The sequence below is a fragment of the Marinobacterium aestuarii genome, from assembly GCF_001651805.1.
In the GTDB taxonomy this organism is placed as follows: domain Bacteria; phylum Pseudomonadota; class Gammaproteobacteria; order Pseudomonadales; family Balneatricaceae; genus Marinobacterium_A; species Marinobacterium_A aestuarii.
Map to the genome: position 1 here is coordinate 1,377,122 of NZ_CP015839.1, position 23,995 is coordinate 1,401,116.

The following is a 23,995-nucleotide window of genomic DNA, read 5'->3' on the forward strand; positions in this document are numbered from 1 at the left end:
CAGGTTCTGATTGAGCATCGGAGCTTGGGGGCTAGCAGCCTGTCGGGCTTTTCCGCAGTAGATCAGAGGTATGTCCGACAGGCTGCTAGTGCACTATGCGCAGGGTGCTGTCGATCTGACGGATCAGGTCGAGCAGCACTGCGGTATCGGCATTGATGCCGCTGAGGGCTTCTTCGGCCATGGCGGCGATGTCACTGTTGCTGGGCAGGGCGTGCTGCTGCTGAATCATCGCATCGAAGCGTGGAATCATGACCCACTGCAGCCATTCGCTGAAGGCCAGACTGTCGACGCAGAACGGCTCTATGCTGTTCAGTGCTTCGCTGCTGGGAGCGCTTTGCTGCCAGAGCTGCAGTGTCTGCAGCTCCTGTTCGAGCTGGCGCAGCAGCAGGTTCAGTTGCTGCTGGCGTGTCACCGGTTTGAACTCCGAGCGTGCTTGAGGGTATCGGCAATCATGAATGCCAGTTCCAGTGCCTGTTCGCCATTGAGGCGTGGGTCGCACTGGGTCTGGTAGCGATCTGCCAGGCCTTCTTCAGTGATCTGAAAGGCACCGCCAACACACTCGGTGACGTTCTGCCCGGTCATCTCGAAATGCACGCCGCCGGCATGGGTACCCTCGGCGTTATGCACCTCGAAGAAGCCCTTGATTTCGCGCAGTATGGCCTCGACGCTGCGGGTCTTGTAACCGCTTGATGCCGTGGTGGTGTTGCCGTGCATCGGATCCGAGCTCCAGACAACGGCGCGGCCGGCCAGTTGTACGGCACGTACCAGCGGCGGCAGTTTTTCGACGATCTTGTCTGCGCCCATGCGGGCGATCAGCGTGATGCGTCCTGGCAGGTTCAGCGGGTTGAGAATATCCAGCAGGCGCAGCAGGTCATCGGTGTTGGTGCTGGGGCCCACCTTGATGCCGATTGGGTTTTTCACGCCGCGCAGGAATTCCACGTGGGCATGATCCGGCTGGCGGGTGCGATCGCCGATCCACAGCATGTGAGCTGAACAGTCGTACCAGTCGTTGGTTTGGCTGTCGCGCCGGGTGAGTGCCTGTTCGTACCCCAGCAGCAAGGCCTCGTGGGAGGTGTAGAGCGAGGTTTCCTTGATCTGGGGAGTGTTCTGGGCGTGGACGCCGCAGGCTTCCATAAAGGCCAGGGTCTGGTCGATCTGATCGGCGAGGTGCTGGTATTTTTCACCCAGCGGGCTTTTTTCCACGAAGCCCAGATTCCAGCGATGTACCTGGTGCAGGTCGGCAAAGCCGCCCTGGGCGAAGGCGCGCAGCAGGTTCAGGGTGGAGGACGACTGGTGATAGGCGCGCAGCAGGCGTTGTGGATCCGGAATGCGGGCTTCGGCGGTGAACTCGATATCATTGATGATATCGCCGCGATAGCTTGGCAGTTCGATGCCGCCGCGCGTTTCCATATCGGTGGAGCGGGGCTTGGCAAACTGGCCGGCCATGCGACCGATCTTGACCACCGGACAGCTGCCGGCAAAGGTCAGTACCACCGCCATTTGCAGCAGCAGCTGGAAAGTATCCCGAATCTTGTTGGCGTTGAACTCGGAAAAGCTCTCGGCACAGTCGCCGCCCTGCAGCAAAAAGGCACGGCCTTCGGCAACATTGGCCAGCTGTGCGTGCAGTGAGCGGATTTCACCGGCAAAAACCAGCGGCGGCAGCGCGTTCAGTTCGGCTTCCACGGCACTAACGGCACGAGGATCTGTGTAGGTCGGTTGCTGCACGATGGGCTTTTCGCGCCAGCTGCTGGGGCTCCAGTCTTGCATGGTATTGGATTCTGTCTGATGTCAATTTAGAGGAAGGCAACAGTGTACGGGATCATCGACAAGAAACAAGGCCCGCCGTGGCTCTGGGGCCTGTACTGGCGCTGCTGGTGCGGCATTCTCAGGGGCCTTCTCCGCGTTTCTTTTGTGCTTGTAGCCGTCGCACGTGGGTGACAGTTTAACGGGGCAGAGTACCTGTCAGGCTTGAGTTGGTTTCTTGCTAGGCCTATCTTCAGGCCTTTGCTATCGAGTGTTAACAACAGTCAGGGGAGAGCGCTGTGTCTAGGGATGATTGGGAAAATGGCTTGCGGGTTCGCACCGAAGTCATGGGTGAAGAGTTTGTCAGCCGGGCGCTGGAGGGTGCCAGTGATTTTACCCGGCCGATGCAGGACTGGCTCAACGAGCATGCCTGGGGCTCGACCTGGCAGCGCGAGGGTTTGCCGCGCCAGACCCGCAGCCTGGTGACCATTGCGATGCTGGCGGCGCTAAAGGCGCCCACTGAGCTGAAGGGGCATGTGCGGGGCGCGTTGCGCAATGGCTGCACTGTGGCGCAAATACAGGAAGTGCTGCTGCAATCCCTGATCTATTGCGGTGCGCCGGCGGCACAGGAGGCCTTTCGTGCGGCCCGCGAGGCGATAGAAGATTGGGAGTCGAGCGGCGGCAACTAGCCCACGGGGCAGCCTCAGCCTCAGGCGGTCTTGATGCCGCTGAGGTTGCGGAACGAGACTTCCTTGGCGGTATTGAGGAAGTCCACCATGAACTCGGATGATTTCTGGTCTTCGCGGATGGCGGCGTAGAGGGTGCACCAGACGCCCTTGTCGCCCAGCGGACGGGCGGCGATGTAGTCGCGCTCCAGGTATTCGTGTATCGCCCAGTTGGGCAATGCCGATACACCGCGACCGCTGGCGACCAGCTGCAGGATCATCACGGTCAGTTCGGCGGTGCGAATTTCAGCCGGATCAATGCCGGCCGGATCCAGGAAGTGGTTGAAGATGTCCAGCTTGCCGTGATCCACCGGGTAGGTGATCAGGGTTTCCTGGCTCAGGTCTTCGGCATGTATGTAGCGCCGTGCCACCAGGCGATGCTGCTTGGCGATGGCCAGCACTGATTCGTAGCTGAACAGCGGAATATAGATGATGCCGTTGCGGGTTTCGGGGTCGGAGGTGATGACCAGGTCGAGGTCGCCGCGGGCCAGGGCCGGCAGCGGCTGAAAACTGAAGCCGCTCGACAGGTCCATTTCGACTTCCGGCCAGTGCTGGCGAAAGTGATCGATGGTGGGCATGAGCCATTCAAAACAGCTGTGACATTCGATGCAGATGTTCAGTCGCCCGGCCTCGCCACCTGCCAGGCGGGCAATATCCCGTTCGGCATTGCGAATCATGGGCAGCACATCATCGGCCAGGGCCAGCAGGCGCTGGCCCGACGAGGTAAAGCAGATGGGCTTGGTCTTGCGGATGAACAGTGAACAGCTCAGTCGCTCTTCAAGATCCTTGATCTGGTGGGAAAGGGCGGATTGGGTCAGGTGGACCCGCTCAGCGGCTTCGACCAGGCTGCCGGCGTCGCGCAGGGCCGCCAGAGTCTTGAGATGCCTTAGTTCCACCATGCCTGGTACCCATCCTGAATGAAATAAACGAAATTATAGCGGTAAACGCGACGGCCCGTCGGGTCGCGGTAGCGAACCTGAGCCAAATAGAGGGTATCGGACGCGAAATTGCGCATCGGCGGGCACAGTGTACAGCGGCCCACTGATGCGCTTGAAACCTACTTGACCAGCAGGAATTCCAGCAGCGCCTTTTGGGCGTGCAGGCGGTTTTCTGCTTCGTCGAAAACAATGGAGCGGGGATCATCCAGCATGTCTTCGCTGATTTCCTCGCCCCGGTGGGCCGGCAGGCAGTGCAGGAAGACGGCGTCGGGGTTGGCCAGGTCCATCAGTGCGGGGCTCACCTGGAAACCGACAAATTTGCGCTCGCGCATGCGCTGCTCGTCTTCCTGACCCATGGATGCCCAAACGTCAGTGGCGATCAGGTCGCTGCCGCGCACCGCTTCCTGGGGGTCGCGGAACAGCTGAATGCGGTCACCATGCTCTTGCAGCAGTGACTGCATGGGTTCAAAGCCTTCCGGACAGCAAATGTGCAGGCGGAAATCCAGCAGGGCCGCGGCATTGATATAGGAGTTGCACATGTTGTTGCCATCGCCGATCCAGACCGCAGTCTTGCCTTGAATCGAGCCGCGATGCTCGTGGTACGCCTGCATGTCAGCCAGCAGCTGGCACGGGTGATAGTCATCCGTAAGAGCGTTGATGACCGGCACCCTGGAGTACTGGGCGAAGGTTTCCACGGTTTCATGGCTGAAGGTGCGGATCATGACCACGTCGACCATGCTGGAGATAACCCGGGCACTGTCTTCGACCGGCTCGCCACGGCCAAGCTGCGTATCCCGCGAGGACAGGAACATGGCGTGGCCACCCAGTTGTGCCATGCCGGCTTCGAAAGATACGCGTGTACGCGTCGAGGCCTTTTCGAAAATCATGGCCATGACGTGGTTCTGCAGCGGCTCGTAGACGACGCCGTCATTGCGCATTTTCTTCAGTTCGCCGGCCCGTACGATGAGCTGTTTCAGCTCTTCGGAGGACAGGTCTTTAAGTGTTAAAAAATGTCTCGTGCTCATAGGTAGTATCTGCTTAAGCAGGTCCTCTGAGAGCGGCGGTCGAGGTTAAATTTCCCGCTCGTCAGCCGCATATATCTGGATCAGTTTTGACAGCGTGTTAACCAGCAGGTCTGCTTCGCTATCGCTCAAAATCAGGGGGGGCAGCAGTCGTACAACGCGGCCACCGCCGGTTACATTCAGCAGGATGCCCTTGACCTTGGCCAGCACCGCAAGTTCGGTGCCTGCTTCTGTCAGCTCAATGCCGATCATCAGGCCCTTGTTGCGGATTTCCCGAATGTAGTCCGAATCGCCCAGCTGGGCGCGAAAACCGTCGCAGATGCGCTGGCCCAGTTGCTCGGCGCGCTGGCAGAGGTTTTCGCTCTGAATGGTATCAACCACAGCCAAGGCCGCAGCGCAGGCCAGTGGGTTGCCGCCGTAGGTCGAGCCGTGGGTGCCCGGAGACAGGATAGTGGCAGCTTTGCCAGCAGCCAGACAAGCACCAATTGGCACGCCATTGCCCAGACCTTTGGCTGTTGTTACCACGTCCGGCAGGATGGCGTTGTGCTGATACGCAAAATATTTGCCAGTACGGCCGTTGCCGGTCTGGACTTCGTCCAGCATCAGCAGCCATTCGTGCTCATCGCAGATGTCGCGCAGCTGGTTGAGGTAGTTGTCGGCGGGAATGCGAATGCCGGCTTCGCCCTGTACCGGTTCCACCAGGATGGCAACCACATTGGGGTTGTTGGCGGCGATGGTACGAATGGCGTCGACATCATCGTAGGGTGCACGTACGAAACCGCTGACCAGGGGTTCGAAACCCACCTGCACAGCCCGGTTGCCGGTGGCGCTCAGGGTGGCAAGGGTGCGGCCGTGAAAGGAGTTTTCCATGACAATAATGGCCGGGTTGTCGATGCCTTTCTGGTGGCCGAAGCGACGTGCCAGCTTGATGGCGGCTTCGTTTGCCTCTGCACCTGAGTTGCCAAAGAACACGCTGTCCATGCCGGCGATGGCGCACAGGCGTTCGGCCAGGCGCTCCTGCAGCGGAATGGTGTACAGATTCGAGGTGTGAATCAGGCGGGAGGCCTGTTCGCTGATGGCGTGGGTGACGGCCGGGTGGCTGTGACCCAGGCCGCACACGGCGATGCCGGACAGTGCATCCAGGTACTTGTTGCCGTCTGTGTCATACAGCCAGGCGCCTGCGCCATGGTCGAAGGCAACCGAGAGCCTGTTATATGTATTCATGATAGGCGTAGCTGCCATGTTCGTGCTCCCTACAACGCAAAAAGGCAGCCCTGGCTGCCAAACAAAAGAAAGGCATTCTATTGACTGGCATTCATTTTGGCAATGGATGTCGTGCGGGCAGACGTTCGCGGCAGTGGCGGACGAGGGCTAATGCGTAAAAAACGCTCACGGCCGGGGTTGAAATACCGCGCCTTTGGCGCAATATACTGGCCTGTGTCAGGTGGGTAGAAGTCGGCGTGCGGGTGTTTTTTGCCTGACTCTTTTGCTCGGATATATGGTAGGCTGATACAAGGCGTTCGCGCACGGCGGACTAGAGTTTCACTGTAGTTTTAAAGGTGTATCAATGAGTGTGATCGATACTATCAAAGAGCAGGTCGAGAAAAATACCATCCTGCTTTATATGAAGGGCACGCCGCGTTTCCCGCAATGTGGTTTTTCATCCCGTACAGTCGAAGCTGTGATGAATTGTGGCGAGCGCTTCGCGTTCGTGAACATCCTGGAAAACCCTGAAATTCGTGCCGAGCTGCCCAAGTATGCGAACTGGCCGACCTTCCCACAGTTGTGGGTCAATGGTGAGCTGGTGGGCGGTTGCGATATCGTCTGCGAGATGGCTGCCAATGGTGAGCTGGAAACGCTGATCAAGCAGGCCGCAGCGAACCAGGCTCCTGAAGAAGAAGCCTGAGTTAATACAGCATTTATTCTTTCGGCGTGATCGCGCACAGTGGTCACGCCGAAGTTTTTAAGCGTTGAAATACGACGACTAACGGAGAAGAGAAGTAATGGGCGTACTAGTTGGCAAGCAAGCACCGGACTTTACCGCAGCGGCTGTTCTGGGCACTGGCGAAATCGTTGATTCCTACAACCTGAAAGAAGCCATCAAGGGTAAATACGGCCTGGTTTTCTTTTACCCGCTGGATTTCACTTTCGTTTGCCCGTCTGAGCTGATCGCACTGGATCACCGTGTTGCGGCATTCAAAGAGCGTAACGTTGAGGTTATCGGTGTTTCCATCGATTCCCAGTTCTCGCACAACGCATGGCGCAACACCCCTGTTAATCAGGGTGGTATCGGTCCTGTTAAGTACACTCTGGTGGCTGACATCAAGCACGAAGTCTGCCAGGCGTACGACGTTGAGCACGCTGACGGTGTTGCATTCCGCGGCGCTTTCCTGATCGATCAGGAAGGTAACGTACGTGCACAGATCGTCAATGACCTGCCGCTGGGTCGCAACATCGACGAGCTGATTCGTCTGGTTGACGCGCTGCAGTTCCACGAAGAGCATGGCGAAGTTTGCCCGGCTGGCTGGAACAAGGGTGACAAGGGTATGAACGCTTCTCCGGAAGGCGTTGCCGCTTACCTGGCTGAAGAATCCGGCAAGCTGTAAGCCTGCCTGCTGTGCGGGTCGACTCCCTGGAGTTGGCCTCTGCAGATATGAAAAACCCGTCTTCGTGACGGGTTTTTTGCGTTTGGGCGCGGGTTGCTGTTGATGGTCTAGTCGTCGTACTGACGGCTTTCCAGTACCATGTCCCAGCCGCCCAGATCCTTCCAGCGGTTGATGATGGCGCAGAACAATTCGGCGGTCTTGACGGTATCGTAGAGCGCGGAGTGGGCTTTCTTGCCATCGAAATCGATGCCCGCCACGTCGCAGGCCCGTGCCAGGACGGTCTGTCCATAGGCAAGCCCTGCCAGGGTGGCGGTGTCGAAGGTGGAAAAGGGGTGGAAGGGGTTGCGTTTGGCGTCGGTGCGGCTCGCCGCAGCCTGAATAAAGCTGTGGTCAAAGGCGGCGTTATGGCCAACCAGAATCGCGCGCTTGCAGTTGTGTGCCTTGATCGACTTGCGGATGGGCTTGAAAATATTTTCCAGCGCCAGGGTTTCGGAAATGGCGTTGCGTTCAGGGTCGAAGGGGTCGATGCCGGTGAAGTCCAGTGCGGATTGCTCCAGGTTGGCACCCTCAAACGGATCAACCGCCTCGTCGAAGCTTTGATCGATCATCAGATAGCCGTTTTCGTCCATCGTCAGAGTGACGGCTGCGACTTCCAGAAGGGCGTCGGTGCGGGAGTTGAAGCCCGCCGTTTCAACGTCAATAACGACGGGCAGAAAGCCGCGAAAACGGTCTGCCATCAGTTGCGGAATGGTGCTGTTGCTCAAGAGGAGTCCTTAATTGCCGCGCGTGCAGTCGGTGAGTAAGGCGCTATTCTAGCAACCCAGGCGCGCAGCCTCCATTGCTGAACGCATATTCCCGTAGAGTCGAGGCAGTTAAGGGTATATGTTTGTATCGCCGCAGGCCTTTTGTCGGGCTGGGTGTTAAAGGAAATGGGGTTCGGGTCGATACACTTGAGTGTGTTCTGGTTCCTGGTTGGGGTGATAAATTTGCTGTGCAGACTTTCGTTGCTATTGCTCGTCTGGCTGGGTGCCGAGACTGCCCTGGCGGTCACCTATCGGGCTGCGATTGACGATTCGCGCTGGGAGCTGGAGTCCTCCAAGTTCAGTTGCCGTCTGAGTCAGGCTGTGCCGGCTTACGGGCGGGCGCTGTTTGAGCGCGAGGCGGGGGAGGATGTGCGTTTCAGCCTGCGTGCGGTTGAGCAGGTGAATGCCTCGGCGCAGGCGTTGCTGGTGGCTGAGGCGCCGCCCTGGCGGCCGGGCGCGGCGCCGCAGATGATTGCGACGCTCAAGGTGGATGCCGCCAGTGGTGATATTGATGTCGCCTCGAACTACGCCCGTCAGATGCTGGCGTTTCTGTACAAGGGGCTGGTGCCCACATTTACCCGTACCGACTGGCAGGGGACCGCGGAGGCGCTGCGGGTCGGGGTGTCGGCGGCGAATTTTGGTTCGGCCTATCAGGACTACAGTGGCTGCGTCGAAGGCTTGCTGCCGGTGAACTATCGTCAGGTGGCGCGCACGGCGGTGCTGTTTCCGCCGGCAACTTATGTGCTGTCTGATTCGGCCCGGGCGCGACTCGACCTGATCGCGCTCTACGTCAAGCATGATGACAGCGTGCAGTCGGTCTATGTGGATGGTCATTCCGATAATCTGGGGCGGCGTCTGCTGAATCGGGACCTGTCGAAGAAGCGGGCCGAGGCTGTGACCGAGTACCTGAAGGCCAAGGGCATGGATGAATCCATGATCACCATGCGCTTTCATGGCGAGCGTTATCCGGTGGTGCCCAATAATTCGGCGGCGAATCGGGATCGCAACCGCCGCGTCACTATCCGTCTTGAGCGTGAATAGCCTTCTGAGTCCCGTGCTTTGCTGATATAATACTGCGTTTTTTCGCCAACAGATTCTTTGCCCGGTTGCTGTCGTTGTGGGTCCTTGTGCTCGCTGCCGGCTGTCGGGTGATTTCATGTGGAGCCAATAGATGTCGGATATTAAAAAGGTTGTGCTGGCCTACTCCGGCGGACTTGATACGTCTGTTATCGTCCGCTGGTTGCAGGATACCTATAATTGCGAAGTGGTCACCTTTACTGCCGATCTGGGGCAGGGGGAAGAGGTTGAGCCTGCGCGTGCCAAGGCAGAGGCTCTGGGTGTAAAGGAAATTTACATCGAAGACCTGCGTGAAGAGTTCGTGCGTGACTTCGTATTCCCGATGTTTCGTGCCAATACCGTGTACGAGGGTGAGTACCTGCTGGGTACCTCCATCGCACGCCCGCTGATTGCCAAGCGACTGATTGAAATAGCCAACTCAACCGGCGCCGATGCCATTTCCCATGGCGCGACCGGCAAGGGTAATGATCAGGTGCGTTTTGAGCTGGGTGCCTATGCGCTCAAGCCGGGCGTCAAGGTGATCGCGCCCTGGCGTGAGTGGGATCTGACGTCCCGCGAAACCCTGATGAAATATTGTGAAGAGCGCAATATTCCGGTCGATTTCGCAGGCAAGAAGAAAAAGTCTCCGTACTCCATGGACGCCAATCTGCTGCATATCTCCTATGAAGGTGGTGTGCTGGAAGATCCCTGGGCGGAAGCGGAAGATGATATGTGGCGCTGGTCGGTGTCGCCTGAGCAGGCGCCGAATGAGGCGACCTACATTGAGCTGACCTACGCCAAGGGCGATATCGTTGCCATCGATGGCGAGGCTATGTCTCCAGCGACTGTGCTGGAAACGCTGAACCGGATCGGTGGTGCAAACGGCATTGGTCGTCTGGATATCGTCGAGAACCGCTTTGTTGGCATGAAGTCCCGTGGCTGTTACGAGACGCCGGGTGGCACCATCATGCTGCGTGCTCACCGTGCCATTGAGTCCATTACGCTGGACCGTGAAGCTGCGCACCTGAAAGACGAACTGATGCCGCGTTATGCAGAGACCATCTATAACGGTTTCTGGTGGTCTGAAGAGCGCAAGATGATGCAGCAGTTGATCGATTACAGCCAGCGTCACGTGAACGGTGATGTGCGCCTGAAATTGTACAAGGGCAATGTCGAAGTTGTGGGTCGTCGCTCTGTCGATAGCCTGTTTGATGAAAGCATTGCGACCTTCGAGGACGATGCCGGGTCCTATGATCAGAAGGATGCAGAGGGCTTTATCAAGCTGAATGCGTTGCGTATGCGCATTGCGGCAAGCAAGGGTCGCAATCTGCTGGAAGACTGATCGGCGTCTGATGCTTCAAAAAGCCCGCGGCCGGGTCCAGGTGTGCGTTATCTGAGGCCTGTCGCTCGCCTGGAGTTTTGACAGAATCCGGAACTCACTTGGTGGGTTCCGGATTTTTTATGCGTCCTGGCTGGGTGGGCTCTGTATTGATGTTGTGGCAGAGGTGGGGGTGTGGGCAAAAAAAATGCCAGCCGGTGAATGTTACCGGCTGGCATTTTTTGCAGCTGCGAGCTTTAAGTGTTGGCGGGCGCCCTTACTTCAGTGATTCGTTCAGGGTAGGGCGAATGCTTTGCAGCAGGGCCTTGAACATTTTCGGGTTGCCGGCCACCAGGTTGCCGCTGGTGCGATAGCCGGTGCCGCCGGTGAAGTCGCCGACCAGGCCGCCGGCTTCCTGCAGTAGCAGCATGCCTGCTTCGATTTCATTCTGCTGCAGGCCGATCTGGAAGAATCCGTCCAGGCGTCCTGCAGCGGTGTAGGCCAGGTTCAGGGCTGGAGAGCCGCCGTTGAAGGTCTTGCCGTCTGCCAGGATGATGTTGCGGAACATTTCCTGAAATTCGTTCAGGTAGAGCTTGTCGCTGGTGCGGCCGATAAAGCCGGTGCCGATCAGTGAGCCCTGGATGGTTTTGCGGTTACTGACGCGCAGGCGCTTGCCGTTGAAGTGGGCGCCGTAGCCGCGGCTGCAGGTGAATTCCTCGCCGGCCATCGGGTTCAGGACTATGGCATGCTCGATTTTGCTAGTGCTGTGACCAGACATGCTGATGGCGAAAACAGGGAGGCCATTGGCGAAGTTGGTGATGCTGTCGATCGGGTTGATGTTCCAGGTGAAGGTCGGGCCTTCCTGTAGCGGAGCGTGTTCCCCTGAATATTCACCGACGATAGTGTGGCTCGGGTAAGCCTTCTGGATCGTGTGCACCATGGTCCGCTCGGCCTGTACACAGGTCTCGTTCAGGAATTCAGCGACGCCTTGCTGCTCGGATTTGATCAAATCAAGGCGCTCTACAGCACGTGCGATTTGCTCTCCTGCAAGACGCGCAGCGCGCAGGGCAATGTTTACCATCGGTTGCATCAGTAGGGACCTAATATGTAGCGAGCCAAAACCCGGCATTATACAAAAACTGTGGCGCTGGAAGAACACTAATTCACCTAAAACGGCCTGTTCTGTTAAAATATCGCCCCCTTGAACCTATCAGGCGCGAAAAATGCTCGAGAATATCCGCATTGTGCTGGTCAATACCTCCCATCCGGGCAACGTTGGCGGCGTGGCGAGGGCGATGAAGAATATGGGGTTGTCTGACCTCTGTCTGGTTGCCCCCAATGACTTTCCCAGTGAGGCGGCGGTGGTGCGTGCGTCCGGCGCAACCGACCTGCTGGATAATGCCCGCATCGTGCCTGAGCTCACCGATGCTGTGGCGGACTGTCATCTGGTGATCGGAGCCAGTGCCCGTGGCCGTCACATACCCTGGCCGGTAATAGACCCGCGGGAAATGGCGGCGATTGTGTCCGAAGTGCAGCCGCAGCTGCGTGTTGCCATCGTTTTCGGGCGCGAAGATCGGGGTTTGACCAACGAAGAGCTGCATTGCTGTCATCAGCATGTACATATCCCATCGGTTGAGGGTTTCAGTTCGCTTAATCTGGCGGCTGCGGTGCAGGTTATCGCCTATGAGTTGCGCATGATGGCGCTGTCGGGTGCCGCAGTCGAGAAGCCGCGCTGGGGTACGCCCTGGGATATCGATCTGGCCGACAGTGGCGAGATTGAGCGGATGTTTCAGCATCTGGAGAGCACTCTGGTTGATATCGAGTTCCTGAATCCGGACAATCCCCGTCAGTTGATGCCCCGGCTGCGTCGCCTTTTGTTGCGTGCGGTGCCGGACAAGGTCGAGGTCAATGTGCTGCGTGGCATTCTGACGGCGGTGAACAAGAAAGTCGGCGGTGGCTGAAACGTGGTGCTGCTGTTGGCGTCGGGTTCGTATTAGCCGACTGTTTTAGTAGGTTAAATAGTTGACCGTTTTTGTAGGCTATTGCATAATGCTTGCACGAGTCGCCCGGTGTCGAGAGGAAGCTTATGCGATTGACCACCAAAGGCCGTTATGCAGTTACAGCGATGCTTGATTTGGCGTTGCACGCAGGGAAAGGCCCGATCAGTCTGGCCGATATTTCCGAGCGTCAGGGTATCTCGCTGTCCTACCTTGAGCAGCTGTTTGCCAAGCTGAGACGCAACGAGCTGGTGCGCAGTGTGCGAGGGCCCGGCGGTGGTTATCAGCTGAGTCGTGATCAGGTACACATCAATGTGGCCGAAGTGATCGACGCGGTGAATGAGTCGGTTGATGCTACGGGTTGCCACGGCAGCGGTGACTGTCAGTCGGGCCAAACCTGTCTGACGCACCATCTGTGGTGCGACCTGAGCGAACAGATTCATGCATTCCTGAGCAGTATCACTTTGCTGGACCTGGTTCAGCGCAAAGATGTACAGCAGGTTGCCAAACGGCAGGATCGTCGTTATGTAGATCAGCTGATTATGAGTACGGGTGAAAAAACGCCTGCCGATCGCAAGGCGGCGGTGTAACCGATTTGTACCGGAGATAGAGAATGAAGTTGCCGATTTATCTGGATTATTCCGCCACCACCCCGGTTGACCCGCGGGTTGCGGAAAAGATGATTGAGTGTCTGACGATGGAGGGTAACTTTGGTAACCCTGCATCCCGCTCTCATCTGTTTGGCTGGAAGGCCGAAGAAGCGGTTGAAAATGCCCGTCGCCAGGTGGCTGATCTGATCAATGCCGATCCGCGCGAGATCGTCTGGACCTCCGGTGCGACCGAGTCCGACAATCTGGCTATTAAGGGCGCGGTGCATTTCTATCAGAAGAAAGGCAAGCACATCATCACCTCGCGCATCGAGCACAAGGCGGTACTGGATACGGCCCGTCAGCTGGAGCGCGAAGGTTTCGAGGTCACCTATCTGGACCCCAACAAGGAAGGCATTATTGAGCCTTCGGTCGTTGCGGACGCCATCCGTGAAGACACCATTCTGGTGTCCCTGATGCATGTGAATAATGAAGTCGGTACCCTGACGGATATCGCCGCTATTGGTGAAATCACTCGAGCCAAAGGCATCATCTTTCATGTAGATGCCGCTCAGAGTGCGGGCAAGGTCGATATCGACATGAGCAAGCTGAAGGTCGACCTGATGTCCTTCTCGGCGCACAAGGTCTACGGCCCCAAAGGTATCGGCGCTCTATACGTCAGCCGCAAGCCGCGTGTTCGCATTGAAGCTCAGATGCACGGTGGCGGTCACGAACGTGGCATGCGCTCCGGTACTCTGGCGACGCATCAGATCGTAGGCATGGGCGAGGCGTTTCGTATCGCCAAGCTGGAAATGGCGGCTGAAAACGAGCGTCTGATCACCCTGCGTGATCGCCTGCTGGCGGGCGTCAAGGATATGGAAGAGGTTTATGTAAACGGATCTCTGACTCAGCGTGTACCGGGCAACCTGAACATCAGCTTCGCTTTTGTTGAAGGTGAGTCTCTGCTGATGTCGCTGAAGGATCTGGCGGTGTCTTCGGGATCTGCCTGCACCTCGGCGAGCCTGGAGCCTTCCTATGTACTGCGTGCTTTGGGTCTGAACGACGAAATGGCACATAGCTCAATCCGTTTCTCCATCGGGCGCTTTACCACCGAAGACGATGTCGATCATGTGATCCAGGACATCCGCGGAGCGGTAGGCAAGCTGCGAGAGTTGTCTCCTCTGTGGGACATGTTTAAAGATGGCGTTGATTTGAGCAAGGTCGAGTGGGTTCACCACTAAGGCAGCTGCGGACGAATAAGAGGATATAGTCATGGCTTACAGCGAAAAAGTTATAGATCACTACGAAAATCCACGTAATGTCGGCAAAATGGACGCTGCGGATCACAGTGTGGGTACCGGCATGGTCGGCGCTCCGGCCTGTGGCGATGTAATGCGCCTGCAGATCAAGGTCAGCGATACCGGTGTTATCGAAGATGCCAAGTTCAAGACCTACGGTTGCGGCTCTGCAATCGCGTCCAGCTCCCTGGTGACCGAATGGGTCAAGGGTATGACGCTGGATCAGGCGGCTGAACTGAAAAACACCCAGATTGCTGATGAGCTGGCATTGCCGCCGGTGAAAATTCACTGCTCGGTTCTGGCTGAAGACGCCATCAAGGCTGCGGTTGCCGATTACAAGCAGAAGCAGGGCAAGTAAGGCTTCATCTATTCAGCTGTGGCGCCGCGAAACATGCGGCGCGGGGAAGTATTGACCTATGGCTATTACCATGACACCGGCCGCTGTCAAACATGTGGTCGGCTATCTTGAAAAACGTGGGCACGGTGAAGGCGTTCGTCTGGCCGTCCGCACGACGGGGTGTTCAGGCATGGCATACGTGCTTGAATTTGTCGATGACGTCGAGGCACAGGACGAAGTGTTCGAGGCCAGTGGTGTCAAGGTTGTAGTGGATCCAAAGAGTCTGATTTATCTGGACGGTACAGAGCTGGATTATGTACGCGAAGGGTTGAACGAAGGTTTTCAGTTCAATAACCCGAACGTGCGTAACGAATGCGGTTGTGGCGAAAGCTTTAACGTCTGATCCAGTTCGTCCGGAGTCGCATGGATATCAAGCAAAACTTCTTTGAGTTTTACGGCCTGCCCGAGGTCTTTGATATAGATCTTGGGCTGCTGTCGCAGCGTCATCTTGAACTGCAAAAGAAACTCCATCCCGATCGCTTCGCCCACCTTTCCGACCAGGAACGCCGACTGTCTGCACAGTACACAGCCTATCTCAATGAAGGCTATGCCACCTTGCGTGCGTCCTTGTTACGGGCTCAGTACCTGCTCAAGTTGCAGGGTATTGATACCCATAACGAGAGCAGTGCACCCATGGATCCCGTGTTCCTGATGCAGCAGATGGAGCTGCGCGAGCGGCTCGAAGATGCGCCGCAGCATGCAGATCCCGAGTCGGAACTGGCTGCGCTGGGGGAGGGGGTCGAGCAGATGATGGCGCCCTTGCAGGCCGAGTTTCGCAGTCAGATTGCTATCCCCGCCGAAGCCTCGCTCCATGCCGCTGCTGCGGCCGTCAGGAAGATGCAATTCCTGGATAAGCTGAGGCGTGAAATAGAGCGTCTCGAAGACGACTTGTACTGATTCTGAGTTGAACAAATGGCCTTGTTGCAAATAGCTGAACCCGGACAGAGCCCAGATCCCCACAAGCGCAAGCTCGCGGTGGGTATTGATCTGGGTACCACAAATTCACTGGTCGCGACGGTTCGCAGTGGCGAATCCGTGACTCTGCCGGATGAGCAGGGGCGGCATACGCTGCCATCCGTCGTGCGTTATCTTGCCGAAGGTGGGCCCGTAGTGGGTCATGACGCCCATGCCCAGGCGGTTACCGATCCCTTCAATACCATCCAGTCCGTTAAGCGCCTCATGGGGCGCGGTGTTGCTGATATCAAGAAACTGGGTGATGAGCTGCCCTACCGGTTTGAGCGTCTGGACGAGGGCATGCCCTATCTATCGACCGCCGCCGGTGTGAAGAGCCCGGTGGAGATCTCCGCGGATATTCTGCGCACGCTGCAACGCCGAGCTGAAGACTCCCTGGGTGGTGAGCTGACGGGTGCCGTAATTACGGTGCCGGCCTATTTCGATGATGCCCAGCGACAGGCGACCAAGGATGCGGCAACCCTGGCGGGGCTGAACGTACTGCGTCTGCTGAGCGAGCCGACCGCGGCGGCCGTGGCCTACGGTCTTGATGAGGCAGCGGAAGGTGTAATCGCTGTTTATGATCTGGGCGGCGGTACCTTCGATATCTCCATTCTGCGCCTCAGCAAGGGCGTGTTCGAGGTCATGGCGACCGGTGGCGACAGCGCTCTGGGCGGAGATGACCTGGATCTGGCGCTGGCCAACTGGCTGGTTGATCAGCTGGGCATCGGGGCCGGGCTGGGGTCGGCGGATGCGCGCTACCTGACCGAACAGGCGCGCAGCATCAAGGAACGCCTGACGGATGAGCCCGTGGTCGAGACACTGCTTGCCGTCGCCGGTGTCGAGAAGCGTGTCTGTATCGATCGAGACCAGTTTGGCGAACTTATCCATGACCTGGTGGCGCGTACCATTCGTGCTTGTCGTCGTGCCCTGAAGGATGCCGGTGTCAGCGTGGCGCAGGTACAGGATATCGTCATGGTGGGGGGCTCGACGCGAGTACCCCAGGTGCGTGAAGCGGCACAGCAGTTTTTTGGCAAGGCGCTGCGGACCGATATAGATCCGGATCGCGTGGTGGCGCTGGGTGCGGCACTGCAGGCGGATGTGCTGGCCGGTAACAAGCCGGACAGCGACATGCTGCTGCTGGACGTTATTCCGCTGTCCCTGGGGCTTGAAATCATGGGTGGGCTGGTTGAAAAGCTGGTGCCTCGCAATACCGCGATTCCGGTCGCCAAGGCCCAGGAATTTACCACCTACCAGGATGGCCAGACGGCCATGGCGATTCATGTGCTGCAGGGTGAGCGCGAACTGGTTGATGATTGCCGCTCACTGGCACGTTTTGAGCTGCGCGGCATTCCGCCCATGGCGGCCGGTGCTGCCAAAATCCGCGTGACCTTTCAGGTGGACGCCGATGGCCTGTTGAATGTGGAGGCCAAGGAGCTTTCCACCGGTGTCGAGAGCCGAATCCAGGTCAAGCCGTCCTATGGTCTGAGTGATACCGAGATCGAGCGCATGCTGAAGGAATCCTACAGCTTTGCACAGGAGGATCTGGTGTTGCGCAGTCTGCGCGAACAGCAGGTGGATGCAGACCGTTTGCTGCACTCGCTGGAGCAGGCGCTGATCGAAGACGGTGCGGCGTTGCTGACGCAGGCAGAGCGTGAGGCTCTGCAGGCCGCCATGATGCAGCTGCAGGAGGTGCGTGCCGGGTCTGATCACCGTGCCATTGAGAGTGGTGTAAAAGCCTTGGCAGTCGCCAGTGACGAGTTCGCCTCGCGCCGGATGGATGCCAGTATTCAGCGTGCTCTGCAGGGGCACAATATTGATGAAATCGAGGAGAGTCGTTAATGCCGCAGATAATATTCCTGCCCCACGCGGATCTGTGCCCGGAAGGCAAGGTTATTCAGGTGGAACCGGGTGTGACCGTCTGTGATGCGGCTCTGGCCAATGGCCTGGAAATCGAGCATGCGTGCGAGAAATCCTGTGCCTGCACTACGTGCCATATTATTGTGCGCGAAGGTTTTGTCTCTCTGGATGAGGCTGATGAGCTCGAAGAAGATATGCTCGACAAGGCCTGGGGGCTGGAGCCGGAGTCGCGGCTGAGCTGTCAGGCACTGGTGGGGGATGAAGACCTGGTCGTCGAAATTCCCAAATACACCATCAATCAGGTTTCTGAACGGCACTGATCCAGGGGGCTAGCGTGGGAATAAAGTGGGTAGATGTTAACGATATAGCCATCGAACTGTGTGAGCGGTTCCCCGATGTAGATCCCATCACGGTCAGCTTTCCGGATTTGTATCGCTGGGTCATGGAGCTTGAAGGGTTCGATGATGACCCGAATCATTGCGGCGAGAAGATCCTTGAAGCCATACAGATGGCCTGGATAGAAGAGCAGGACTGAGCAAGCCTGTTTTAGGCGGCTTTACAGAATCCGGTACCCTCACAAGGTTGCCGGATTTTTTGTGCCTGACTGTTTGTCTGTGTTGCTGGTGTGGCCCGGTTGTGACGCTGGAAGGGCTGGCGCAGTCTCAGAGCCAGGACTCGTCATCTTCGATAAGGATTGATGGGGCTTTTTGGGTGCCCGTCGTCTGGGCGTCCGGCTCCGGCGACTCTGACTGGATAATGCTGCGCGCCAGTTTGCGGCTGAGCAGCTTTTTCTGCGATGCGAGCGGGAAGTCGGTAAACAGAACCAGGTTCTTGGCGATCAGAATGTCGATTATGTCCTCAATAATGCGGACGGTGCCGACATCGGACTGGTCGAGAAAGTCTTCGGCCGAGAAGTCTTCGTCGTTGATCGACAGGAACTCAAGAACCTCCCTGTTTTTTACGTCTACGGCCTGCAAACCGGGCCGGGCAGATTCGGTCAGGCCAATAATTCGGCCCTCCGTGTTTCTTATGGCATAGAGCATCAGAGTCAGGGATATCAGGTAGTTAGGTTGCATGCTAGTATGTAGGCCGCGTTCCGAGCAGGTCAAGGACATGGATGAAATTCAAGACCCCCTCCTAAGTTGTCTAGTAGAACTCAGCAAACAGAATCACAATCCGTTGTCGGCTGCAGTGCTCAGTGCAGGGCTGCCGCTAGAGGAGAGTCGGTTGACGCCCAAGCTGTTTGTGCAGGCCGCCAAGCGTGCGGGTCTTGCGGCGCGGGTGCTGCGTCGCCCTCTGGCTGAAATCACGCCCCTGGTGCTGCCTGTGGTGCTGATACTGGACGACGGCCAGGCCTGCATCCTGCAGGAACTGGATGCAGAAGACGGCTCGGCCTTTATCATTCAGCCCGAAAGTGGCGGCAAGCATCGCATCGGTTTGAGCGAGCTTAAGCAGCACTACACCGGCTTTGCCATTTTCGTGCGGCTGGAATATCGCTACAGTGAACGCGTATCCAGGGTGCTGGCCGATCGGGAAGGGCACTGGTTCTGGGGTACGCTGAAGCGTTCAATGGCTATATATCGGGATGTGCTACTGGCGTCTCTGATGATCAACCTGTTTGTGCTGGCCAGTCCGCTGTTCGTGATGAACGTCTATGACCGGGTCGTGCCGAACGCTGCGATCGAAACCCTGTGGGTGCTGGCGATCGGTCTGTTCGTGGTTTATATCTTCGATTTCGGCCTGAAAATGCTGCGTGCCTACTTTATAGAAGTGGCGGGCAAGAAGACCGATATTCTATTGTCGGCACTGCTGTTTGAAAAGGTGCAGGCCATCAAGTATGGCGCCATGCCGCGCTCTGTCGGCTCTTTTGCCAATAATCTGCGTGAATTTGAAAGCATTCGCTCGATGCTCAGTTCCACCGTGAATACGGTGCTGATCGATATCCCCTTTGCGCTTATATTCCTTGCCGTCATCGGTCTTATCGGCGGCCCATTGGTTATTGTGCCGGTGGTAGCTATTCCCATTATTTATATTTTTTCGCTGATTGTGCGCCCGCGCCTGCGAGAGTCCGTCGAAAAGACCTTTGAATCGGCATCGCAGAAAAACTCGATTCTGATCGAAACCCTGACGGCCATGGAAACTGTAAAGACACAGCGAGCTGCATCACCGCTGCAGCTGCGCTGGGAGCAGGCGGGCGGTTACATAGCGCGCTGGGGTCTGCGTTCGCGCATGCTCTCGTCGTCGGTGGTCAATTTTGCTGGCCTGGTGCAGCAGCTGACCTCCACCGCGCTGGTAATTTTCGGTGTCTACCTGATCAGTGGAAATGAGCTGACCCTCGGTGCCCTTATCGCCAGTGTTATTCTGGCCGGTCGGGTTATCGCGCCCATGGGGCAGTTGGCGGGGCTTATCACCAATTTCCACCAGGCTTCCACGGCGCTAAAAACACTGAATCAGATCATGGATATGCCGGAGGAACGGGAGAATGATCGGCACTTCGTGCATCGCCCGGTACTCAAGGGCTCGATCGAATTCAATCAGGTATCTTTTGCCTATCCGGGTGAGCAGCAAAAAGTGCTGGATCAGGTGTCCTTTCGCCTGCAGGCGGGCGAAAAAGTCGCGCTGATCGGTCGCATCGGCTCCGGCAAGTCCACGATCGAGAAGCTGCTGATGGGACTTTACAGTCCGACCGAGGGCGCCATCCGCATCGATGGTATCGATATCAGTCAGATTGACCCGGTCGATCTGCGCCGTCACCTGGGCTATGTGCCGCAGGACATCATGCTGTTTGCCGGCAAGCTGCGGGAGAATATTACCCTGGGCTCACCCCATGCCACCGACGAGCAGGTGATACGGGTGGCGGAGCTCTCGGGCGCAGACCATTTTATCAATCGTCATCCGCTGGGCTTTGACATGCAGGTCGGCGAGCGCGGCGCGGCTCTGTCCGGCGGTCAGCGTCAGGCCGTGGCTGTCGCGCGGGCGCTGATTCATGACCCTCGTGTGCTGGTGCTTGATGAACCGTCCAATGCGATGGATAACGCCTCTGAAGAGTATCTGAAGAAACAGCTGGCCAGTTATGCCAGCGAGCGTACCCTGCTGCTGGTCACGCACAAGATGTCCCTGCTGACGCTGGTGGATCGGCTGATCGTGATTGACGGTGGCAAGGTAGTGGCAGACGGGCCCAAGCAGGCTGTGCTGGATGCGCTCAAGCAGGGCCGCCTGCAGATCCGGACCTAGGGAGCTGACATGAAAAGGATCGCCAAACAGCAAGACACCCAGTTCATGACCAGCATCAGTGAGGCCATGCTGGAGCAGACGCCGCGCAGTGCCCGGGTTCTGCTCTGGGTGATGGCTCTGTTCGTACTGCTTGCGGTGCTCTGGGCCAACTGGGCCAAACTCGATGAGATCAGTCGGGGAGAGGGCGAAATTATCCCGTCGCGCCAGCTGCAGGTGATACAGAATCTGGAGGGCGGTATAGTATCCGAAATTCTGGTGCGTGAAGGCGACCTGGTCGAGCGTGGGCAGATACTGCTGCGTATCGATGATACCCGCTTTGCCAGTTCCTTTAACGAGAGTCAGGTGCGGGAATTCGAACTGGTTGCCAAGGTCGTGCGGCTGCAGGCCGAAGCGGACGGTGCGCCCTTTGTTGCGCCCGAGAATTATCCGGTGCAGTTCACGCTGCAGCTGGAACGTGAGCGCAACCTGTACCAGGCGCGGGAGCAGGAACTGCGTGCGAACCTTGCCGTGACGCAGCGTCAGCTCGAGCAGCGACAGCAGGAGCTGCGTGAGGCTAGATCCAAGGAAGAGCAGATCCGCAGCAGCTACAGCCTGATGCTGCAGGAACTTGATATAATGCAGCCGCTGGTGGGTGAGGGCGTGATTTCTGAAGTCGAGTATCTGCGTCTGCGCCGCCAGGTTAATGACATGAAGGGCGAGCTGGCCGGTATTCGCCTCAGTGTGCCTCGTATCGAAGCGGCCATTTCCGAGCATCGCAGCCGTTTAAATGAAGGCGAGTTGCAGTTTCGCTCCAAGGCCCGTGCCGAGCTGAATGAGATGAGCGGCGAGTTGGCCCGTCTGAAGGAAACGCTGCAGGGCATGCAGGATCGAATTACCCGAACCGAGGTGCGCTCTCCGGTCAAGGGTACGGTCAAGCAACTGCTGGTCAATACAGTCGCGGGTGTGGTGCAGCCCGGCGATCAGCTGCTGAATATAGTGCCCTGGGAGGATCGCCTGCTGGTCGAGGCACGGGTGCGTCCGGCCGATATTGCCCAGATTAGCGTCGGACTGCCGGCAACGGTCAAGGTTTCGGCCTATGATTTCTCTATTTATGGTGGGCTGGATGCCATCGTGGAGTTTGTTTCACCGAGCACCATCCTTGATGAGGAAAAACAGGCGTATTATCTGGTGCGTCTTGAAACGAAACAGCCCTATTTGGGTCCTGCGGACAAGAAACTTCCGCTTATTGCCGGCATGACCGTGAGTGTTGATATTCTGACAGGGAAAAAAACAGTAATGGATTACATTTTGAAGCCGATACTTAAAGCCCGGGATCGGGCCTTCACGGAACGCTGACATGCATCTTGGTTTTTTTTCAGTAGAGGCGAATGTCGCGAGTCGGTGGGGGCGTCTGCTCTCAGAATATCCGGTGCGCCAATTGCAGGCTGCAGAATTGGCAGAAGGGCTGTCGGGCGGTTTGATATTGTTGCATTTGGATTCAGTGGCGCCGGATCAGCGCCGTGAGCTGATACAGCGGTTTGAATCCATGCAGCAGCTGTTCGTTATTATGGCGGACCGTCCGCAGAATGATGAAGGTATTCGGTTGCTGGCCCAGGGCGCCCGCGGCTATGCCAGTACTTTTATGACCGGCTCCCTTTTACAGCAGCTGCTTGAAACTGTATGGCGTGGTGATATCTGGGCCACGCCTTCTGTGATGCAGCAACTGGTAAAACGCCTGTTAAATGGTCATCCTTCTGCCTTATTGTCGGTTCAGTCTGAAAAGGTGGGCCTGGCCGCTAATTTGAGTGAGCGGGAGCAGCAGGTGTTGGATATACTTATGTCCGGGGCCTCTAACAAGCAGATCGCCAGGGAACTACAGATCACGGAGCGAACTGTAAAAGCGCATATAAGCGCCATATTAAGGAAAACCGGAGCCGGAGATCGGGTTTCGCTGATTTTGATGGCGCAGGAACGACATATAATTCATTGAACGGTAGGCGTAAGTCGCTGCTAGGGAGATTCGGAAGATGATTAAAAGGACAGGTGTATTGTTGAGTTTGGCAATTGCCTCGGCGATTCAGGTGGCCCAGGCGGCTCCGCTTGAACAGGTGGTGGCTGATTCCATGCTGCAGAATCCTGAAGTGGCGGCGGCGATCAATGCCAAACGCGCCGTGGCCGAGGAAGTGCGAGAAGCTGTGGGTGGGCGTTACCCGGATATCGATCTGTTGCTGGGTGTGGGCTACGAGTGGACCGACAGCCCGACGACCCGTAGCGCCGAAGGCGCGACAGGTGATGGCGACAAGGACATGTGGCGCAAAGAGGCGACGCTGAATTTCCGTCAGATGTTGTACGACGGGCTGGCCACCGAGAGCGAAGTACAGCGTCAGGAAGCGAGGCTGCGTTCGGCCGATGCCCGTGTGCGTGAAGTGGCTGAACAGTTTGCGCTGGATACCACCCGTACCTATCTAGAGCTGATTCGCCGCCAGGAGCTGTTGCGCCTGTCCAAGGAAACCCTCTACAACCACGTTCGTATCTATGACCAGATTCGCAAGCGCTCCGAATCCGGCCTTGGCAGCCTGTCTTCCATTCAGCAGGCAGAGAGCCGTCTGGCGCTGGCCGAAGTCAACGTGCTGGCCGCGGACAATAATCTGCGTGATGCCAAAGCCAACTACGTTCGCGTGGTGGGTGCAGAACCGCCGGCGCAGTTCGAAGTGCCTATGGGGGTGAATGTACCGGCAAGCCTTGATCAGGCGCTGGAGCAGGCGGCGGCGAATCAGCCCACGCTGCAGCTGGCGGCATCCGATATCGAAGCGGCCAAGGCACAGTACGAAGCGGCCTACAGCCGTCGTTTGCCCACTTTCCATTTTGAAATGGAGCGCACCCTGTTTAACGACATCGACGGTGTCGGTGGCGATAACGAAGACTTCACCGCCATGCTGCGTCTGCGCTACAACCTCTATAACGGTGGTTCAGACGATGCCCGCATCCGCAAGACCCAGTATCAGATCCACGAAGCCGAAGAGATCCGCAACAGCGCTGATCGTCAGGTGGTGCAGAGCCTGGGTCTCTCCTGGAACGCCTATGAGATTCTGGGTCAGCAGGTGAAATTCCTCGAACAGTACGTGGCCTCTGCGGAGAAAACCCGCGACTCGTACCAGAAACAGTTTGATATCGGCCAGCGCTCCCTGCTCGATTTGCTGGATACTGAAAATGAGGTTTTCTCGGCCAAGAACACCCTCACAGACTCCACCTTCGATTACCTGATTGCTCAGTATCGGGTCATCAATGGTACCGGTCAGTTACTCAGTGCTCTTGATGTATCCCTGCCGCAGGATGGGGCCATGATGGACTCTACCGAGATGGCGGGCACCAATCCGTAGCCGGACGGGTTTGCATCTGCTCAGGTGGCTGGATAAAATCCGCGCTGCCTGAACATTCTTAGAGCTCAAGGGTTGCATGGCGCAACCCTTTTTAATTGGTG

General features: G+C 57.4%; 26 protein-coding genes. 18 read left to right on the forward strand and 8 right to left on the reverse strand.

All coding sequences use genetic code 11. The features are described from left to right. Positions 1-85: 85 nt before the first annotated feature. On the reverse strand, positions 86-412 hold the full coding sequence (locus A8C75_RS06100; RefSeq protein WP_067379499.1) for a YqcC family protein: 327 nt from the start codon (positions 410-412) through the stop codon (positions 86-88). Then, complete coding sequence (locus A8C75_RS06105; RefSeq protein WP_067379502.1) at positions 409-1,767, reverse strand: class II 3-deoxy-7-phosphoheptulonate synthase; 1,359 nt, start codon at positions 1,765-1,767, stop codon at positions 409-411. The genes A8C75_RS06100 and A8C75_RS06105 overlap by 4 nt, the downstream gene beginning before the upstream one ends. Positions 1,768-2,042: 275 nt before the next feature. Between A8C75_RS06105 and A8C75_RS06110 the strand changes: the two genes are divergently transcribed. Next, positions 2,043-2,432: a carboxymuconolactone decarboxylase family protein gene (locus tag A8C75_RS06110; RefSeq protein ID WP_067379505.1), complete on the forward strand. Its 390-nt coding sequence runs from the start codon at positions 2,043-2,045 to the stop codon at positions 2,430-2,432. A 20-nt stretch (positions 2,433-2,452) separates the two neighbouring features. Here the strand turns inward: A8C75_RS06110 and A8C75_RS06115 are convergent, their stop codons facing one another. The 3 genes from A8C75_RS06115 to A8C75_RS06125 all read right to left on the reverse strand — a co-directional run bounded on the left by A8C75_RS06115 (position 2,453) and on the right by A8C75_RS06125 (position 5,670). Then, on the reverse strand, positions 2,453-3,367 hold the full coding sequence (locus A8C75_RS06115) for a LysR family transcriptional regulator (protein ID WP_067379508.1): 915 nt from the start codon (positions 3,365-3,367) through the stop codon (positions 2,453-2,455). Between the two features lie 158 nt (positions 3,368-3,525). Beyond that, complete coding sequence (gene argF, locus A8C75_RS06120) at positions 3,526-4,431, reverse strand: ornithine carbamoyltransferase (protein WP_067379511.1); 906 nt, start codon at positions 4,429-4,431, stop codon at positions 3,526-3,528. 45 nt (positions 4,432-4,476) lie between these two features. After that, positions 4,477-5,670: an aspartate aminotransferase family protein gene (locus A8C75_RS06125; protein WP_067379513.1), complete on the reverse strand. Its 1,194-nt coding sequence runs from the start codon at positions 5,668-5,670 to the stop codon at positions 4,477-4,479. Positions 5,671-5,995: 325 nt separating this feature from the next. Here A8C75_RS06125 and grxD point away from each other — a divergent pair, with 325 nt between their 5' ends. Both grxD and A8C75_RS06135 read left to right on the forward strand, forming a co-directional pair. Then, positions 5,996-6,334: a Grx4 family monothiol glutaredoxin gene (gene grxD, locus A8C75_RS06130; protein ID WP_067298604.1), complete on the forward strand. Its 339-nt coding sequence runs from the start codon at positions 5,996-5,998 to the stop codon at positions 6,332-6,334. Positions 6,335-6,431: 97 nt separating this feature from the next. After that, the gene (locus tag A8C75_RS06135) at positions 6,432-7,034 is read left to right on the forward strand and encodes a peroxiredoxin (RefSeq protein ID WP_067379516.1); all 603 of its coding nucleotides are present in this window, start codon (positions 6,432-6,434) and stop codon (positions 7,032-7,034) included. A 107-nt stretch (positions 7,035-7,141) separates the two neighbouring features. Here the strand turns inward: A8C75_RS06135 and rnt are convergent, their stop codons facing one another. Continuing rightward, the gene (rnt, locus tag A8C75_RS06140; protein WP_418287454.1) at positions 7,142-7,798 is read right to left on the reverse strand and encodes a ribonuclease T; all 657 of its coding nucleotides are present in this window, start codon (positions 7,796-7,798) and stop codon (positions 7,142-7,144) included. A 240-nt stretch (positions 7,799-8,038) separates the two neighbouring features. Between rnt and A8C75_RS06145 the strand changes: the two genes are divergently transcribed. Continuing rightward, positions 8,039-8,878, forward strand: coding sequence for a flagellar protein MotY (locus A8C75_RS06145; protein ID WP_227819846.1), 840 nt, complete (start codon positions 8,039-8,041; stop codon positions 8,876-8,878). A gap of 130 nt (positions 8,879-9,008) precedes the next feature. Next, a complete protein-coding gene (locus A8C75_RS06150) occupies positions 9,009-10,235 on the forward strand; it encodes an argininosuccinate synthase (RefSeq protein ID WP_067379519.1) in 1,227 nt (408 codons plus the stop codon). A gap of 253 nt (positions 10,236-10,488) precedes the next feature. Here A8C75_RS06150 and A8C75_RS06155 read toward each other — a convergent pair whose 3' ends face one another. Then, on the reverse strand, positions 10,489-11,301 hold the full coding sequence (locus A8C75_RS06155) for an inositol monophosphatase family protein (protein ID WP_067379522.1): 813 nt from the start codon (positions 11,299-11,301) through the stop codon (positions 10,489-10,491). Positions 11,302-11,434: 133 nt separating this feature from the next. On the opposite strand from A8C75_RS06155, the gene A8C75_RS06160 reads away from it, so the two are divergent. The 9 genes from A8C75_RS06160 to iscX all read left to right on the forward strand — a co-directional run bounded on the left by A8C75_RS06160 (position 11,435) and on the right by iscX (position 17,836). Further along, entirely contained in the window at positions 11,435-12,172 is a 738-nt protein-coding gene (locus A8C75_RS06160) for an RNA methyltransferase (protein ID WP_067379527.1), read from the forward strand. A 125-nt stretch (positions 12,173-12,297) separates the two neighbouring features. Beyond that, the gene (gene iscR / locus A8C75_RS06165; RefSeq protein ID WP_067298599.1) at positions 12,298-12,798 is read left to right on the forward strand and encodes a Fe-S cluster assembly transcriptional regulator IscR; all 501 of its coding nucleotides are present in this window, start codon (positions 12,298-12,300) and stop codon (positions 12,796-12,798) included. 23 nt (positions 12,799-12,821) lie between these two features. Further along, positions 12,822-14,036 (forward strand): IscS subfamily cysteine desulfurase, encoded by a 1,215-nt coding sequence (locus A8C75_RS06170; protein WP_067379530.1) that lies wholly within the window; start codon positions 12,822-12,824, stop codon positions 14,034-14,036. Positions 14,037-14,067: 31 nt separating this feature from the next. Further along, positions 14,068-14,451 (forward strand): Fe-S cluster assembly scaffold IscU, encoded by a 384-nt coding sequence (gene iscU, locus A8C75_RS06175; protein WP_020683723.1) that lies wholly within the window; start codon positions 14,068-14,070, stop codon positions 14,449-14,451. Between the two features lie 70 nt (positions 14,452-14,521). Next, the gene (iscA, locus tag A8C75_RS06180; protein ID WP_472387576.1) at positions 14,522-14,833 is read left to right on the forward strand and encodes an iron-sulfur cluster assembly protein IscA; all 312 of its coding nucleotides are present in this window, start codon (positions 14,522-14,524) and stop codon (positions 14,831-14,833) included. Positions 14,834-14,853: 20 nt separating this feature from the next. Beyond that, positions 14,854-15,387 carry a Fe-S protein assembly co-chaperone HscB gene (gene hscB, locus A8C75_RS06185; protein WP_067379533.1) on the forward strand — a complete coding sequence of 178 codons (534 nt, stop codon included), beginning with the start codon at positions 14,854-14,856 and terminating at the stop codon, positions 15,385-15,387. Between the two features lie 15 nt (positions 15,388-15,402). After that, complete coding sequence (gene hscA, locus A8C75_RS06190) at positions 15,403-17,283, forward strand: Fe-S protein assembly chaperone HscA (protein WP_067379536.1); 1,881 nt, start codon at positions 15,403-15,405, stop codon at positions 17,281-17,283. Beyond that, a complete protein-coding gene (gene fdx, locus A8C75_RS06195; RefSeq protein ID WP_067379539.1) occupies positions 17,283-17,621 on the forward strand; it encodes an ISC system 2Fe-2S type ferredoxin in 339 nt (112 codons plus the stop codon). Before hscA ends, fdx begins: the two co-directional genes overlap by 1 nt. A 14-nt stretch (positions 17,622-17,635) precedes the next feature. Then, positions 17,636-17,836 (forward strand): Fe-S cluster assembly protein IscX, encoded by a 201-nt coding sequence (iscX, locus tag A8C75_RS06200; protein ID WP_067379542.1) that lies wholly within the window; start codon positions 17,636-17,638, stop codon positions 17,834-17,836. A 127-nt stretch (positions 17,837-17,963) separates the two neighbouring features. On the opposite strand, the gene A8C75_RS06205 is transcribed toward iscX, so the two are convergent. After that, positions 17,964-18,377, reverse strand: a complete 414-nt coding sequence (locus tag A8C75_RS06205) for a hypothetical protein (protein ID WP_227819847.1) — start codon at positions 18,375-18,377, stop codon at positions 17,964-17,966. A 37-nt stretch (positions 18,378-18,414) separates the two neighbouring features. On the opposite strand from A8C75_RS06205, the gene A8C75_RS06210 reads away from it, so the two are divergent. The 4 genes from A8C75_RS06210 (at position 18,415) to A8C75_RS06225 (ending at position 23,894) form a co-directional block, all read left to right on the forward strand. Beyond that, positions 18,415-20,535, forward strand: a complete 2,121-nt coding sequence (locus A8C75_RS06210; RefSeq protein ID WP_193788189.1) for a type I secretion system permease/ATPase — start codon at positions 18,415-18,417, stop codon at positions 20,533-20,535. 9 nt (positions 20,536-20,544) lie between these two features. Continuing rightward, a complete protein-coding gene (locus tag A8C75_RS06215; protein ID WP_067379548.1) occupies positions 20,545-21,870 on the forward strand; it encodes an HlyD family type I secretion periplasmic adaptor subunit in 1,326 nt (441 codons plus the stop codon). 1 nt (position 21,871) lies between these two features. Next, positions 21,872-22,504, forward strand: coding sequence for a response regulator transcription factor (locus A8C75_RS06220; protein ID WP_067379551.1), 633 nt, complete (start codon positions 21,872-21,874; stop codon positions 22,502-22,504). 61 nt (positions 22,505-22,565) lie between these two features. After that, a complete protein-coding gene (locus tag A8C75_RS06225) occupies positions 22,566-23,894 on the forward strand; it encodes a TolC family outer membrane protein (protein ID WP_084784221.1) in 1,329 nt (442 codons plus the stop codon). Positions 23,895-23,995 lie beyond the last annotated feature (101 nt).